Origin of the sequence: Pseudomonas sp. BS3782 TE3695 (assembly GCF_050435305.1) — a bacterium.
Classification (GTDB): domain Bacteria; phylum Pseudomonadota; class Gammaproteobacteria; order Pseudomonadales; family Pseudomonadaceae; genus Aquipseudomonas.
Window position 1 is genome coordinate 2,372,344 of the sequence record NZ_JBNDKB010000001.1, and the last position, 14,269, is coordinate 2,386,612.

The 14,269-nt window shown below is 59.9% G+C and carries 15 protein-coding genes; 12 read left to right on the forward strand and 3 right to left on the reverse strand.

The features are described 5' to 3' along the window. Nucleotides 1-123: 123 nt before the first annotated feature. Both ABH909_RS10825 and ABH909_RS10830 read right to left on the reverse strand, forming a co-directional pair. Nucleotides 124-531, reverse strand: coding sequence for a PA2817 family protein (locus ABH909_RS10825; protein WP_007905217.1), 408 nt, complete (start codon nucleotides 529-531; stop codon nucleotides 124-126). 100 nt (nucleotides 532-631) lie between these two features. Further along, nucleotides 632-3,079: an acyl-CoA dehydrogenase gene (locus ABH909_RS10830; RefSeq protein WP_429432972.1), complete on the reverse strand. Its 2,448-nt coding sequence runs from the start codon at nucleotides 3,077-3,079 to the stop codon at nucleotides 632-634. Nucleotides 3,080-3,327: 248 nt separating this feature from the next. Between ABH909_RS10830 and ABH909_RS10835 the strand changes: the two genes are divergently transcribed. The 4 genes from ABH909_RS10835 to ABH909_RS10850 all read left to right on the forward strand — a co-directional run bounded on the left by ABH909_RS10835 (nucleotide 3,328) and on the right by ABH909_RS10850 (nucleotide 6,495). Further along, nucleotides 3,328-3,987, forward strand: a complete 660-nt coding sequence (locus ABH909_RS10835) for a transglutaminase-like domain-containing protein (RefSeq protein WP_429432974.1) — start codon at nucleotides 3,328-3,330, stop codon at nucleotides 3,985-3,987. 43 nt (nucleotides 3,988-4,030) lie between these two features. After that, complete coding sequence (locus ABH909_RS10840) at nucleotides 4,031-4,654, forward strand: glutathione S-transferase family protein (RefSeq protein ID WP_429432976.1); 624 nt, start codon at nucleotides 4,031-4,033, stop codon at nucleotides 4,652-4,654. A gap of 132 nt (nucleotides 4,655-4,786) precedes the next feature. Further along, nucleotides 4,787-5,719 carry an ABC transporter ATP-binding protein gene (locus ABH909_RS10845; protein WP_095634883.1) on the forward strand — a complete coding sequence of 311 codons (933 nt, stop codon included), beginning with the start codon at nucleotides 4,787-4,789 and terminating at the stop codon, nucleotides 5,717-5,719. Then, nucleotides 5,716-6,495, forward strand: coding sequence for an ABC transporter permease (locus ABH909_RS10850; protein ID WP_429432978.1), 780 nt, complete (start codon nucleotides 5,716-5,718; stop codon nucleotides 6,493-6,495). The genes ABH909_RS10845 and ABH909_RS10850 overlap by 4 nt, the downstream gene beginning before the upstream one ends. Nucleotides 6,496-6,663: 168 nt before the next feature. Here the strand turns inward: ABH909_RS10850 and ABH909_RS10855 are convergent, their stop codons facing one another. Beyond that, nucleotides 6,664-7,179 (reverse strand): DUF2062 domain-containing protein, encoded by a 516-nt coding sequence (locus ABH909_RS10855; protein ID WP_429378453.1) that lies wholly within the window; start codon nucleotides 7,177-7,179, stop codon nucleotides 6,664-6,666. Nucleotides 7,180-7,315: 136 nt separating this feature from the next. Here ABH909_RS10855 and ABH909_RS10860 point away from each other — a divergent pair, with 136 nt between their 5' ends. From ABH909_RS10860 to murB, 8 genes are all read left to right on the forward strand, one after another. Further along, nucleotides 7,316-9,550 (forward strand): DNA internalization-related competence protein ComEC/Rec2, encoded by a 2,235-nt coding sequence (locus tag ABH909_RS10860; protein ID WP_429432980.1) that lies wholly within the window; start codon nucleotides 7,316-7,318, stop codon nucleotides 9,548-9,550. A 96-nt stretch (nucleotides 9,551-9,646) separates the two neighbouring features. Next, complete coding sequence (locus ABH909_RS10865; RefSeq protein ID WP_008067747.1) at nucleotides 9,647-10,282, forward strand: MotA/TolQ/ExbB proton channel family protein; 636 nt, start codon at nucleotides 9,647-9,649, stop codon at nucleotides 10,280-10,282. Continuing rightward, nucleotides 10,279-10,707 carry an ExbD/TolR family protein gene (locus tag ABH909_RS10870; RefSeq protein ID WP_007904055.1) on the forward strand — a complete coding sequence of 143 codons (429 nt, stop codon included), beginning with the start codon at nucleotides 10,279-10,281 and terminating at the stop codon, nucleotides 10,705-10,707. Before ABH909_RS10865 ends, ABH909_RS10870 begins: the two co-directional genes overlap by 4 nt. Next, nucleotides 10,707-11,717 (forward strand): tetraacyldisaccharide 4'-kinase, encoded by a 1,011-nt coding sequence (lpxK, locus tag ABH909_RS10875; RefSeq protein ID WP_429432982.1) that lies wholly within the window; start codon nucleotides 10,707-10,709, stop codon nucleotides 11,715-11,717. The genes ABH909_RS10870 and lpxK overlap by 1 nt, the downstream gene beginning before the upstream one ends. A gap of 25 nt (nucleotides 11,718-11,742) precedes the next feature. Continuing rightward, nucleotides 11,743-11,928, forward strand: coding sequence for a Trm112 family protein (locus ABH909_RS10880; RefSeq protein ID WP_003179363.1), 186 nt, complete (start codon nucleotides 11,743-11,745; stop codon nucleotides 11,926-11,928). Then, complete coding sequence (kdsB, locus tag ABH909_RS10885) at nucleotides 11,925-12,689, forward strand: 3-deoxy-manno-octulosonate cytidylyltransferase (RefSeq protein WP_429432984.1); 765 nt, start codon at nucleotides 11,925-11,927, stop codon at nucleotides 12,687-12,689. Before ABH909_RS10880 ends, kdsB begins: the two co-directional genes overlap by 4 nt. Further along, entirely contained in the window at nucleotides 12,689-13,153 is a 465-nt protein-coding gene (locus ABH909_RS10890) for a low molecular weight protein-tyrosine-phosphatase (protein WP_429432986.1), read from the forward strand. Before kdsB ends, ABH909_RS10890 begins: the two co-directional genes overlap by 1 nt. Then, nucleotides 13,150-14,169, forward strand: a complete 1,020-nt coding sequence (gene murB, locus ABH909_RS10895) for a UDP-N-acetylmuramate dehydrogenase (protein WP_429432988.1) — start codon at nucleotides 13,150-13,152, stop codon at nucleotides 14,167-14,169. Before ABH909_RS10890 ends, murB begins: the two co-directional genes overlap by 4 nt. Nucleotides 14,170-14,269: the final 100 nt, after the last annotated feature.

Consider the following 14,269-nt stretch of genomic DNA (forward strand, 5'->3'; position numbering starts at 1 on the left):
GATCAAATGTGGGAGCGGGCTTGCTCGCGAAGACGGCAGCCCAAACACCACATCACTCGGCGATGCCACAAAAAAGGCCCGCATGTTCAACCATGCGGGCCTTTTGCATTACTGACTGTGGGATCAGTGCTTGCTGTCCTGGTTCGACATCGCCAGCAGCTGTTTTTCCTGATTCCAGTCGAACGGTTCGTCGTTCTGTTCGGCTTCGAAGCGACGCTCTTCAAGAGCCTGGTACAGATCGATTTCATCATCGGGCATGTAATGCAGGCAGTCGCCAGCGAAGTACCACAACAGGTCGCGCGGGACCAGGTGGGCGATTTGCGGGTAGCGAGTGATCACCTGACACAGAATGTCCTGGCCCAGGTATTGGCTTTCGATCGGGTCGACCGGCAGCAATGCACGCAGTTCGTCGAAGCGCTCCAGAAACAAGGCATGGCTTTCTTCGGGAACCTGTTCGGCCTCACCTACGGCGACCAGGATGCTGCGCAGGTGGTCGAGCAAGACGAGATGATCGGCAACGACATTGGACACGAGATAAGTCCTCAAGAGCAAAACGGGCGCGGGAGTATAAAGCTCCTGCGCCCCTTTTCACATATTAAAGAGCCCCATGCAAGACACAGGGTCCGCCGGATCAGCGGACCTTGCCTTTGGCCAATACCAGCTCCTTCGGGTCGAAATCATCGACATCAATCACCTTGCGTCGCGCCACTTCTACCTCGCGCAAGGTCTGGGCTTCAAGCGGCTGCAAGACGCCAGCCTCCAGGGCGGCATCGATGGGAGACTCTCCGACATCGGGTTTGACCTGGCGACTTTTCAGTGCCGTATTGAGTTTTTTCTGTAGCGGCTTGGCGGCGTTCAGCAAATCGCAAGCGTGCTGCAGGGCGCCGACCGAATCCTCGGGTGATTGCGGGCGATAGCAGCCGCCCAGCAACTCCTCAAGCGCAGGATCGCCCTTGGGGCGGCCGATGACGGCTGCGACGTCGGCCGCCTGCCTGTCCGACGGGCCTCTGTGGCGACGACCGAACGGAAACACCATCACCCGCAGCAGGCATCCAAGTACCTTGTTCGGGAAGTTGGTCAGCAGTTCGTCCAGCGCACGTTCGGACTGACCCAGGCTCTCTTCCATGGCCCAGGCGAATAGCGGACGCATATGCTCCGGCGAATCGAGATCGTGATAACGCTTGAGTGCGCCGGAGGCCAGATACAGGTAGCTGAGTACGTCGCCCAGACGTGCGGACAGCCGTTCGCGACGTTTCAAATCACCGCCCAGCAGCATCATGCTCAGGTCTGCAAGCAGAGCAAAAGCTGCGGCCTGACGGTTGAGGGCGCGGAAGTAGCCTTGGCTGAGCCTGTCCCCGGGCATGTGTTCGAAATGCCCGAGGCCGAGGTTCAGCACCAGCGTGCTGGAGGCATTGCATACAGCAAAACCAATATGGTCGAGCAGCAGCGCATCGAACTCGATCAGTGCCTGTTGTTTGTCTTCGCGATGGGCGAGGGCCATTTCCTTGAGTACGAACGGATGGCAGCGAATAGCGCCCTGGCCGAAGATCATCAAACTGCGTGTCAGGATGTTCGCACCTTCGACCGTGACGGAAATAGGTGCACCTTGCCAGCTACGCGCCAAGTAGTTGTTCGGGCCCATGATGATAGCCCTGCCGCCGTGAACATCCATGGCGTGGCTGATGCATTCGCGACCGCGTTCAGAGAGGTGGTATTTGATAATGGCCGAAGGTACGGAGGGTTTTTCGCCGAGGTCGACCGCGTTGGCGGTGAGCATCCGTGCGCTGTCCATCAGCCAGGTATTGCCGCCAATCCGCGCCAGTGCCTCTTGAATCCCTTCGAAGGCTGACAGCGGTGCGTTGAATTGTTCGCGAACCTGCGCGTATTGGCCCGTCACCAGACTGGTGAACTTGCCCGCAGCGGTACCGATGGCAGGTAGCGAAATGGAACGCCCGACCGACAGGCAGTTCATCAGCATCATCCAGCCCTCGCCGAGCATCTCCTGACCGCCGATGATGAATTCCAGCGGTACGAACACATCCTTGCCGGAGTTCGGGCCATTCATGAACGAGGCGCCCAGCGGCAAGTGGCGGCGACCGATTTCTACACCGGGAGTCTGGGTTGGAATCAAGGCGAGACTGATCCCCAGGTCGACTTTGTCGCCCAGCAGATGATCCGGGTCATAAGCCTTGAACGCCAGGCCGATCAAGGTCGCCACCGGGCCGAGGGTGATGTAGCGCTTTTCCCAGTTCAGGCGCAGTCCAAGGGTTTCCTTGCCCTCCCATTCACCTTTGCAGATGACCCCGGTGTCGGTCATCCCGCCGACGTTGGAGCCCGCCATCGGGCCGGTCAGGGCAAAGCAGGGGATATCGTCGCCACGGGCCAGCCGTGGCAGGTAATGATTGCGTTGTTCGTCGGTGCCGTAATGCAGCAGCAGCTCCGCCGGGCCGAGGGAATTGGGCACCATGACGGTCGATGCCAGGTCGCCGCTGCGGGTGGCCAGTTTCATCGCCACTTGGGAGTGCGCATAAGCCGAGAAGCCTTTGCCACCATATTCCTTGGGGATGATCAGGGCAAAAAAGCCATGTTGTTTGATGTGATCCCAGGCCTTGGGCGGCAGGTCCAGCAACTGGCCTATCTGCCAATCGCTGACCATGGCGCAGAGCTCTTCGGTCGGGCCATCGATGAACGCTTGTTCCTCTTCGCTCAATTGCGCTTTTGGATAAGCCAGCAGCTTGTTCCAGTCCGGACGACCGCTGAACAGCTCGCCGTCCCACCAGACCGTGCCCGCTTCAATGGCTTCACGTTCGGTTTGCGACATCGGCGGCAAGTTTTTTTGAAACCAGCTGAACATCGGTGCCGTAAAGAGTTTTCGGCGCAGATCCGGCAGCAACAGGAAAGCGCCCACGGCTGCGAGCATCACCCAGAAAATCAGCATGAGCCAGACGGGGGCAGGGCTGAAGATGCCCATCGCCAACAGATAGACAGCGATGATGCCCAAGGCGGGCAGAGGCGCGGTGCGGCGATGGGCCAGATAGGCAATCCCGACCACCAGAACCAGTATCCACAACAGCAACATATTCAATTCTCCATGAAGCCAGGGGCAAAACCACTTTCAGAGCTTAGACGGCATCCATAAAAGTGGAGGTCAGAGCGATAGGTCTGAGTTTGTAGGATTCAACGGCTGAAACTTGTCAGGTATCTCGAGGACAGGTGGTTGAGCGCTGTTATTGACAGCGCGGCAAACGCTGATATTTGGCCGAAACGTCGTTATCTCTGTGCTGAAGGTGTCGCTAGACTCGTGGCTTCCCCCAGGAGATTGTTCCCATGCACGCATGTCTAAGCCCCGGCCGCTTCATCGATAGTGACCACCCCTCGGTGGTGGAGTTCGCCGAAAAACATCGTGGTACCGGGCGCGATCCGCTTGAACAGGCGATCAATCTCTATTACGCGGTGCGCGAGGCCGTGCGCTACAACCCTTACACCTTCAGCCGCGATCCAGAGACCTTGCGCGGCAGCTATGCGCTGGCGGCCGGGGAGAGTTATTGCGTGCCCAAAGCCACGCTGCTCGCCGGTGCAGCCCGGCATTGCGGGATCCCGGCGCGGATCGGTCTGGCGGATGTGCGCAATCACCTGTCGACGCCGCGCCTGCTCGAATTACTCAAAAGCGATGTGTTCGCCATGCACGGTTACACCGAGTTGTATCTGAACGATCGTTGGGTCAAGGCCACCCCTGCGTTCAATCAACAACTCTGTGAACTGTTCAATGTTGCGCCGCTGGAGTTCGACGGGATCAACGACAGCGTGTTTCATCCCTTCAATCGTAACGGCGAGCAGTTGATGGAATACCTGATCGATCACGGCCAGTTCACCGATGTGCCTGAAGCGTTCTTTTTCCAACACCTGGAGAAGTGCTATCCGCATCTGTTCGGCGAGCAGCTGCCGGTGCTGCTGGGGGACATGCAGAGCGATTTGAGTCGCGCCTGATCCGGCGTATGCTGCCTGCGCATTCATCCAAAAAGGGGCGGTCATGCTGAAGATCTGGGGTCGGAAAAATTCGTCGAATGTCAGGAAGCCATTGTGGGCGGCCGAAGAACTGGGCCTGGCCTATGAAGCCATCGATGCCGGCGGCGCCTTTGGCGTGGTCGACACGCCTGAGTACCGCGCGATGAATCCCAACGGCCGCGTGCCGGTGATCGAAGACGACGGTTTTGTACTGTGGGAATCCAACACCATCGTCCGTTATCTGATGGCCCGTCATGCCAGCGATATGGCTTGGTATCCGACAGACCTGCAGGCCCGCGCCTCTGCCGAAAAGTGGATGGACTGGACCACCTCAAGTTTTGCCACCCCGTTCCGCACGGTGTTCTGGGGCGTATTGCGCACCCCGGCAGACCAGCAGGACTGGCCGGCCATCAAGGCCGCGATCAAGGAATGTGACGATCTGCTGTCGATGGTCGATCAAGCGCTGGCGGCCAAACCGTATCTGTCGGGCGATGAGATCGGCATGGGCGACATTCCCCTGGGCAGTTTCATTTATGCCTGGTTCGAGATGCCGATCGAGCGTGCGCCACAGCCACATCTCCAGGCCTGGTACGCGCGGTTGAAACAGCGTCCGGCCTATCAGAAGGCAGTCATGACCGCGTTGACTTAATACTCACTATCGACACGCTTGACTGTACTTGTGCGGCAGCGACAAGCACCATTGCGCTCATGCGCCGCGGTTGTATTGCTCGCCGCCCGCCCTTATTTATTCCTTTCTTCCCTTCTTGGTGCGTAATCCGATATGAGTTCCGCTCTGTCCATCCGGCAGCTAACCAAAACCTACGGCAACGGTTTCCAGGCCTTGAGTGGTATCGATCTGGACGTCGCCGAAGGTGACTTTTTCGCCTTGCTCGGCCCCAACGGTGCCGGCAAATCCACGACCATCGGCATTCTCTCGACCCTGGTGAACAAGACCAGCGGAACGGTGAATATCTTCGGTCATGACCTGGACAAGGAGCCGGCGGCGCTCAAGCGCTGCATTGGCGTGGTGCCCCAGGAATTCAACTTCAACCAGTTCGAAAAGACGTTCGACATTGTCGTGACCCAGGCCGGTTACTACGGCATCCCGGCGAAAATCGCCAAGGAACGCGCTGAGCAGTACCTGACCCAACTGGGCCTGTGGGACAAGCGCGATGTGCCGTCGCGTTCCCTGTCCGGTGGCATGAAGCGTCGACTGATGATCGCCCGAGCGCTGGTTCACGAACCGCGCCTGCTGATCCTCGACGAACCGACGGCGGGGGTGGACATCGAATTGCGTCGCTCGATGTGGACCTTCCTCACCGAACTGAACAAGAAAGGCATCACCATCATCCTCACCACCCACTATCTGGAAGAGGCCGAGCAGTTGTGCCGCAACATTGGCATCATCGACCACGGCACCATTGTCGAGAACACCAGCATGAAGCAGTTGCTCAGCCAACTGCATGTCGAAACCTTCCTGCTGGATTTGAAGAACACCTTGCAAGTGGCACCACAGTTGCTCGGTTATCCGGCCAAACTGATCGACAGTCATACCCTGGAAGTCCAGGTCGACAAAGCCATGGGCATTACCGCGCTGTTCACCCAATTGGCGCAGCAGAACATCGAAGTGTTGAGCCTGCGTAACAAAACCAATCGCCTTGAGGAGTTGTTCGTGTCCCTGGTGGAGAAGAATCTGTCGAAGGTGGCGGTATGAGTTCCGAGCTGCAACCCAACCTCGTTGCCCTCAATACCATCGTCTACCGCGAGGTCAAACGCTTCACCCGGATCTGGCCGCAGACCCTGCTGCCGCCGGCCATCACCATGGTTCTGTACTTCGTGATCTTCGGCAATCTGATCGGTCGGCAGATCGGCGACATGGGTGGCTTCACCTACATGGAGTACATCGTGCCGGGGCTGATCATGATGTCGGTGATCACCAACTCCTACGGCAACGTGGTGTCGAGTTTCTTTGGCAGCAAGTTCCAGCGTTCCATCGAAGAATTGATGGTGTCGCCGGTATCGCCGCATACGATTCTGATCGGCTACACCCTGGGCGGCGTGCTGCGCGGGTTGATGGTCGGGATTATCGTGACCCTGCTGTCGTTGTTCTTCACTCAATTGCAGGTGCATCACCTGGGCGTGACCGTTCTGGTGGTGGTACTGACGGCGACGATTTTCTCGCTGCTGGGTTTCATCAATGCAGTATTTGCGCGCAACTTCGACGATATCTCGATCATTCCGACGTTCGTACTGACGCCGTTGACCTACCTGGGCGGGGTGTTCTACTCGATCAGCTTGCTGCCACCGTTCTGGCAGACCGTGTCGTTGGCCAACCCGGTGTTGCACATGGTCAACGCGTTCCGTTACGGCATCCTTGGTGTGTCGGATATCAGGATCAGCGTGGCAATCGCCTTCATGCTGGTGGCGACCATTGTGCTTTATATCGGTTGTGCGCGGTTGCTGGTGAGTGGGCGCGGGATGCGTACCTAAGGAAGATCGAGTTGCCTGCTTCGCGAGCAAGCCCGCTCCCACAGGATCGGTGTTGCCTACACATTTTGTGATCAACACAGAACCCATGTGGGAGCGGGCTTGCTCGCGAAGGCGTCAGTACAAACACCGCAAAAAAACGGCCTCCGCATTGGAGGCCGTTTTACATTCTCACATTCGACTTTTCTTACGCCGCTTCCACTGCCGACTCACCCACCAGCGCCAATACATCATCACCAGACAATAAGCGAGGGCACCCAGCACCAACCCCGTCACCACCGAACCAAGCAAGAACGGTTGCCACAGGCTCGAGAGTTCGCCGCTGATCCATTCCCAGGTCAACTCATTCGGCAGGCTGCGGGCAGGAACATCCATCAGCCAGGCACCGGTCTGGTAAGTGCAAAAGAACACCGCCGGCATGGTGATCGGGTTGGTCAGCCAGACCAGGCTGACAGCAATCGGCATGTTGCCGCGCACCACAATGGCAAGGATGGCCGCCAACAACATCTGCAACGGAATGGGCAGGAACGCCGCGAACAGACCGACCGCCATGGCCCGCGCGACGGAGTGGCGATTGAGGTGCCAGAGGTTCGGGTCATGCAGCAGGGTGCCGAGAAAGCGTAAGGATTTGTGTTCCCTGATGCTGGTCGGGTCTGGCATGTAACGTTTGAACAAGCGCCGGGGCATAAGGCTTCTCGGTCGGTTAAGGCGGCAAGTATGTCTTGATTCTACGAGCCGCCCATTCAGACTTTGTGACAATTGATAACGGCGGACGTGCGACAGACCGGCTAAGCCTAGGGCTGGAACTCTCAAGGACGGGCTTATGCGCACAGGGATGATGGCGCTGGCGTTGGGTCTGTTGGCCCTGCGTTTTTTGCCGGTATTACCGCCGGCGGGGTTGTGGCTGTTGTTGCCGGTAGTGGGTTTGATGTTGTTGCCGTTTCGCACCTTCCCCCTGGCATTTTTGCTGTTCGGTTTCAGTTGGGCGGGCGCGAATGCACAGTGGGCGCTGAATGATCGCCTGGCAGCGACGCTCGATGGCGAGACTCGCTGGCTCGAAGGTCGTGTGACCGGGTTGCCGCAGCAGGCCGATGGGGTGGTGCGTTTCGAACTGACGGACAGTCAGTCGCGTCGCACCAGACTGCCTCGGCACCTGCGCCTGGCCTGGTATGGCGGGCCGTCCGTCAACAGCGGCGAACATTGGCGGCTGGCGGTCAAATTGAAGCGTCCTGCCGGGTTGCTCAACCCGCATGCGTTCGATTACGACGCCTGGTTGCTGGCCCGGCACATCGGCGCCACCGGGACTGTCAAGGACGGTCAGCGACTGATGGAGGCGCAATGGGCCTGGCGCGACGGCATCCGTCAGCGTTTGCAGGCGGTGGATGCCCAGGGGCGAACGGGAGCGCTGACGGCGTTGGTGCTGGGGGATGGCGCCGGGCTGAGTCGTGAGGACTGGCAGGTGCTGCAAGACACCGGCACCGTGCATCTATTAGTGATTTCCGGGCAGCACATCGGTTTGCTGGCGGGAGTGATGTATCTGCTGATTGCCGGGTTGGCGCGTTATGGCTTATGGCCCGGGCGCTTGCCGTGGCTGCCATGGGCATGCGGACTGGCGTTCGCGGCGGCGCTCGGTTATGGGCTGCTGGCCGGCTTCGAAGTGCCGGTGCGCCGGGCTTGCCTGATGATCGGTCTGGTGCTGTTGTGGCGACTACGGTTTCGTCACCTTGGCGCATGGTGGCCGCTGCTGTTGGCGCTTGACGGTGTTTTGCTGCTGGACCCGCTGTCGAGCCTGCAACCGGGTTTCTGGTTGTCCTTTGCGGCGGTCGCGGTGCTGATTTTCACCTTTGGCGGGCGATTGGGGCCGTGGCGCTGGTGGCAAACCTGGACCCGTGCCCAGTGGCTGATCGCGATCGGTCTGTGCCCGCTGCTATTGGTGCTGGGGTTGCCGATCAGTCTCAGCGGGCCGCTGGCCAATTTGCTGGCGGTGCCTTGGGTCAGTCTGGTGGTTCTGCCGCCGGCCTTGCTCGGGACGATGCTGTTGCCCGTCCCTTATGTGGGCGAAGGATTGCTGTGGTTGGCCGGCGGTCTGATCGATCTTTTGTTCAAGGGGTTGGCGTTGATCGCGGGGCAATTGCCCGCGTGGGTGCCGGTGGCGGTTCCATTATGGGCATGGGCGCTCGGTACGCTGGGGGCCTTCCTGCTGTTAATGCCGCGTGGCGTGCCGTTGCGCCCGTTGGGTTGGCCGATGATGCTGTTACTGGTTTTTTCGCCCCGGCACACATTGCCTGAAGGCATGGCCGAGGTCTGGCAACTGGATGTCGGTCAAGGTTTGGCGGTCCTGGTGCGCACTCGCCATCACACTTTGCTATATGACGCCGGGCCACGGTTCGGCGATATCGACCTGGGTGAGCGGGTGGTACTGCCATCATTGCGCAAACTAGGCGTGAACGGACTCGATCTGATGCTGATCAGCCACGCCGACGCCGATCACGCCGGCGGTGCGCGAGCCATTGCCAACGCAATACCCGTGAAGCAAGTCCTGAGTGGCGATCACCAGGCCCTGCCAAACGAATTGCAGGCCGAGGGCTGCGAGAGCGGTCAGCAATGGGACTGGGACGGGGTGAAGTTTCAACTCTGGCAGTGGTCATCGGCCAGCGACAGCAATCAGAAATCCTGCGTGCTGCAGATCGAAGCCAATGGCGAGCGGTTGCTGCTGACTGGTGATATCGACGCCGCAGCCGAGCGGGTGCTGCTCGACGGTCCATTGGCGGTGCAGACGGATTGGTTGCAGGCCCCCCACCATGGCAGTCGCAGTTCGTCTTCGATGGCGTTGCTCAGCGTATTGCAACCCAAAGCGGTGCTGATCTCCCGTGGCAACGGCAATTCTTTCGGTCATCCCCATCCCGTGGTCGTGGCGCGGTATCAAAAGCGCGGGGTGACGATTTACGACAGCGCCGATCAAGGTGCCATTCGTCTGCAACTGGGGCGCTTCAAGCCGCCGTGGACGATGCTTCAAGAACGGCGCTTCTGGCGCGATCTGCCACCATCCAGCCAGTAACCCGAACTGTCGAAGCCCGACCGGATACGCCATCGCGGTCTTCGGTGCGTCCACCCCCTATGTTAGAGTGGCGCACTTTTCGAGGGGACTGTCACTGTGTGGGAATTGGTCAAATCCGGCGGCTGGATGATGCTGCCGATCATTTTGAGTTCCATCGCGGCCATGGCGATCGTTGCCGAGCGTCTGTGGACCCTGCGTGCCAGCCGCGTGACGCCGGAGCATTTGCTCGGGCAGGTCTGGGTCTGGATCAAGGACAAACAACTCAATAAAGAAAAGCTCAAGGAACTGCGTGCCAACTCTCCGTTGGGCGAGATCCTGGCCGCCGGTCTGGCGAATTCCAGGCATGGTCGCGAGATCATGAAAGAGTGCATCGAAGAAGCCGCTGCGCGGGTGATTCACGAGCTCGAGCGCTACATCAATGCCCTCGGCACCATCGCCGCCATGGCCCCGTTGCTGGGTCTGCTGGGTACGGTGCTGGGCATGATCGATATTTTCAGTGCATTCATGGGCACGGGCATGGGCACCAACGCCTCGGTGCTGGCCGGTGGTATTTCCAAGGCGCTGATCACCACCGCCGCAGGCCTGATGGTCGGCATCCCGGCCGTGTTCTTCCACCGTTTCCTGCAACGCCGCATAGATGAACTGGTGGTGGGTATGGAGCAGGAAGCGATCAAGCTGGTCGAGGTAGTGCAAGGTGACCGCGACGTGGATCTGGCTGAGGGCAAAGCGTGAAATTCCGTCGTAAACCACGGGAAACGATAGACATCAACCTCGCGTCGTTGATCGACGTGGTGTTTATCCTGCTGCTGTTTTTCGTTGTAACCACCACCTTCACCCGTGAAACCCAGTTGCGCGTCGACCTGCCTGAAGCGGTCAGCGGTTCCCCGGCCGAAGACCAGCAGGCCAAGCAACTGGACATCGCCATCAGCGCCGAAGGGGTGTTCTCGGTCAACAATCAATTGTTGCCCAAGAATGACCTGACCAGCCTGATGGAAGCGCTACAGAAAGAATCCAACGGCGATACCAACCTGCCGTTGTCCATCAGCGCTGATGGCAAGACCCCCCACCAGTCCGTCATCACCGCAATGGACGCTGCCGGAAAACTCGGTTTCAGTCACTTGCGCATGACCACTGTCGAGGCGGCGCCGGCATCCTGATGGCCATGTCCGATCGATTGCTTGCTGCATGGTACGAAGGCCATCCGGCGCTGAAGCTGTTGCAGCCTCTGGAATGGCTGTATCGGCGTGTGGTCATCGGCAAGCGCGAGCGCTTTCTGGCGGGTGAGGGCCAGATCTATCAGCCGCCGGTGCCGCTGATCGTGGTCGGCAACATCACGGTGGGCGGCACCGGCAAGACGCCGCTGATTCTGTGGATGATCGAGCATTGCCAGCGCAGCGGTTTGCGAGTTGGCGTGGTCAGTCGTGGTTACGGCGCCAAACCTGCGCAATTGCCGTGGCGGGTCGAGGCGGATCAAGGCGCGGACGTGGCGGGCGATGAGCCATTGCTGATCGTCCAGCGCACCGGCGTGCCGTTGATGATCGACCCGGACCGCAGCCGCGCAGTCAAAGCCTTGCTGGCGAGCGAGCCACTGGACCTGATTCTTTCCGACGACGGCATGCAGCATTATCGGCTGGCCCGGCACCTGGAACTGGTGCTGATCGATGCCGCCCGGGGGCTGGGCAACCAGCGTTGCCTGCCAGCCGGGCCGTTGCGTGAACCGATCGAGCGTCTGCAAAGCGTCGATGCGGTGCTTTATAACGGTGCTACGGCCGACCGCATCGACGGTTTTGCCTTCCGGCTGCAACCCACGGCACTGGTCAATCTGCAAAGCGGCGAACGCCGGCCCCTTGACCACTTCCCCCCAGGCCAGTCCATTCACGCCGTGGCCGGGATCGGCAATCCCCAGCGTTTCTTCACGACCCTCGAAACGCTACACTGGCGGCCAGTGCCGCATGCATTTGCCGACCACGCCGAGTACAGCGTGCAGGCCTTGAATTTCACCCCGTCATTGCCAGTGGTGATGACGGAAAAAGACGCGGTGAAGTGCCGTGCCTTCGCCGCCGCCGATTGGTGGTACCTGGCGGTCGATGCTGCGCCATCGCCGGCCTTCGTGGCCTGGTTCGATACGCAGCTGATGCGCCTGTTGCCGGCTCGTCTTTTGCCTTAACTCCGTTTCTATCCAGGGAATGTTCATGGACACCAAATTGCTCGATATCCTCGCTTGCCCGGTCTGCAAAGGCCCGCTCAAGCTCAGCGCCGACAAAACCGAGCTGATCAGCAAGGGCGCCGGCCTGGCGTACCCGATTCGCGACGGCATCCCGGTGATGCTCGAAAGCGAAGCGCGCACCCTGACCACCGACGAGCGTCTGGATAAATGACCACCGCCTTTACCGTTGTCATTCCATCGCGCTATGCCTCCACCCGTCTGCCGGGCAAACCCCTGCTGCTGATCGCCGGCAAGCCGATGATCCAGCACGTCTGGGAACAAGCGAGCAAAAGCGGTGCCCAGCGCGTGGTCGTTGCTACTGACGATGCGCGCATTATCGAGGCCTGCAAAAGCTTTGGTGCTGAAGTGGTGCTGACGCGCGAAGATCACAATTCCGGCACCGACCGTCTGGCCGAAGTTGCGGCAAAACTGGGCCTGGCCCCGGACGCCATCGTGGTCAATGTCCAGGGCGACGAGCCGTTGATTCCGCCGAGCGTGATCGATCAGGTTGCCGCCAACCTGGCCGCCCACACCGAAGCGCGCATGGCCACCCTGGCCGAGCCGATCGAAGACGTGGAAACCCTGTTCAATCCCAACGTGGTCAAGGTGGTCAGCGACCTCAATGGCCTGGCGCTGACGTTCAGTCGTGCCACCTTGCCATGGGCTCGCGATGCGTTCGCCAAGAGCCGCGAGCAGTTGCCGGAAGGCGTGCCCTATCGCCGCCACATCGGCATTTATGCCTACCGCGCCGGTTTTCTGCATGACTTCGTCATTTGGGGCCCGTGCTGGCTGGAAAACACCGAGTCTCTGGAGCAACTGCGGGCGCTCTGGCACGGTGTGCGGATTCACGTCGCCGATGCGCTGATCGCACCGCCCACCGGGGTCGATACCATTGAAGACCTCGAGCGCGTTCGTCGCTTGCTGGAGGCCTGATGCGGGTTCTGTTCGTTTGCCTGGGTAACATCTGCCGTTCCCCTACGGCCGAAGGCGTGTTGCGGCACAAACTGCGTGAGGCGGGGCTGGCCGATCAAGTCGAAGTGGCTTCCGCCGGCACCGGTGACTGGCACGTCGGCAAGGCCCCGGACAAGCGCAGCCAGGCCGCGGCGGGGTTGCGCGGTTATGACTTGTCTGCCCAGCGCGCGCGGCAAGTCAGCCGTGCCGATTTCGCCACCTACGACCTGATTCTGGCGATGGACAACAGCAACCTGCGCCATCTCAAGGCCTTGCAACCGGCCAAGAGCAAGGCCGAGCTCGACCTGTTCCTGCGTCGCTTCCAGTCGGAAATCGATGAAGTGCCCGATCCTTATCACGACAGTGACCAGGGCTTCGAAACGGTCCTGGACCTGATCGAGCGCGCCAGCGATCTGCTGGTCATCGAATTGAAGGGCCGGTTATGAGTTTGCAGGTTCAACCGCGGGTTTCGCTCAAGCCGTTCAACAGCTTTGGCGTGGATGTTCAGGCCCGGCTTTTTGCCCAGGCCCATAGCGATGCCGACGTGCGCGAAGCGCTGGCCTATGGGGTGGAACATGATGTGCCGGTGCTGGTGATCGGTGGCGGCAGCAATTTGCTGCTGACCGCTGATGTGCAGGCGCTGGTGCTGCGCATGGCCACGCGTGGGATTCGCCTGCTGAGCGATGACGGTAACCAGGTGGTGATTGAAGCCGAGGCGGGTGAACCGTGGCATCCGTTTGTGCAACATACCTTGGCGCAAGGGTTGGCGGGGCTGGAAAACCTCAGCCTGATTCCCGGCACTGTGGGCGCGGCACCCATGCAGAACATCGGCGCTTACGGCGTCGAGATCAAAGACGTTTTTGCCGGCCTGACTGCCCTAAATCGCCAGACCGGTGAGCTGCGGGACTTCACGCTGGCCGAGTGCAACTTCGCCTATCGCGACAGCCTGTTCAAACAGGAGCCGGGGCGTTGGTTGATTCTGCGGGTGCGTTTCACCCTCACGCGCACCGCGCACCTGCACTTGGAATACGGTCCGGTTCGCCAGCGCCTGACATCGCTGGGCATCGATCACCCGACGCCTACCGATATCAGCCAGGCCATTTGCAGCATTCGCAACGAAAAGCTCCCGGATCCGGCGGTGCTCGGCAATGCCGGCAGCTTCTTCAAGAATCCCTTGGTGCCGGCGACATTGGTCGCGCAACTCAAGGAGCAATACCCGGAGCTGGTGGCCTACGCGCAACCCGACGGGCAAATGAAACTGGCGGCGGGCTGGCTGATTGAACGGGCCGGCTGGAAAGGCTTTCGCGACGGTGATGCCGGTGTGCATAAATTACAGGCGCTGGTGCTGGTCAACTACGGCACCGCAACGGGCCTGCAATTGCTGAACCTGGCGCAGCGTATTCAGAAAGACATTTCAGAGCGTTTCCACGTCGACCTGGAAATGGAACCCAACAGGTATTGAGGCTACGCTTTCACGGCTGATTTCAAAGCCCTGCACATCTTCAAATGTGCAGGGCTTTTTTGTTAATGCTGGCTTAACTTAGCCACCTAACGATGCAAGC

Excerpts from the sequence above, each read along its gene's own strand:
- ABH909_RS10830 (WP_429432972.1), bottom strand. The coding sequence starts at position 3,079 with ATGTTGCTGTTGTGGATACTGGTTCTGGTGGTCGGGATTGCCTATCTG.
- ABH909_RS10835 (WP_429432974.1), top strand. The coding sequence starts at position 3,328 with ATGCACGCATGTCTAAGCCCCGGCCGCTTCATCGATAGTGACCACCCC.
- ABH909_RS10840 (WP_429432976.1), top strand. The coding sequence starts at position 4,031 with ATGCTGAAGATCTGGGGTCGGAAAAATTCGTCGAATGTCAGGAAGCCA.
- ABH909_RS10845 (WP_095634883.1), top strand. The coding sequence starts at position 4,787 with ATGAGTTCCGCTCTGTCCATCCGGCAGCTAACCAAAACCTACGGCAAC.
- ABH909_RS10850 (WP_429432978.1), top strand. The coding sequence starts at position 5,716 with ATGAGTTCCGAGCTGCAACCCAACCTCGTTGCCCTCAATACCATCGTC.
- ABH909_RS10855 (WP_429378453.1), bottom strand. The coding sequence starts at position 7,179 with ATGCCCCGGCGCTTGTTCAAACGTTACATGCCAGACCCGACCAGCATC.
- ABH909_RS10860 (WP_429432980.1), top strand. The coding sequence starts at position 7,316 with ATGCGCACAGGGATGATGGCGCTGGCGTTGGGTCTGTTGGCCCTGCGT.
- lpxK (WP_429432982.1), top strand. The coding sequence starts at position 10,707 with ATGGCCATGTCCGATCGATTGCTTGCTGCATGGTACGAAGGCCATCCG.
- ABH909_RS10880 (WP_003179363.1), top strand. The coding sequence starts at position 11,743 with ATGGACACCAAATTGCTCGATATCCTCGCTTGCCCGGTCTGCAAAGGC.
- kdsB (WP_429432984.1), top strand. The coding sequence starts at position 11,925 with ATGACCACCGCCTTTACCGTTGTCATTCCATCGCGCTATGCCTCCACC.
- ABH909_RS10890 (WP_429432986.1), top strand. The coding sequence starts at position 12,689 with ATGCGGGTTCTGTTCGTTTGCCTGGGTAACATCTGCCGTTCCCCTACG.
- murB (WP_429432988.1), top strand. The coding sequence starts at position 13,150 with ATGAGTTTGCAGGTTCAACCGCGGGTTTCGCTCAAGCCGTTCAACAGC.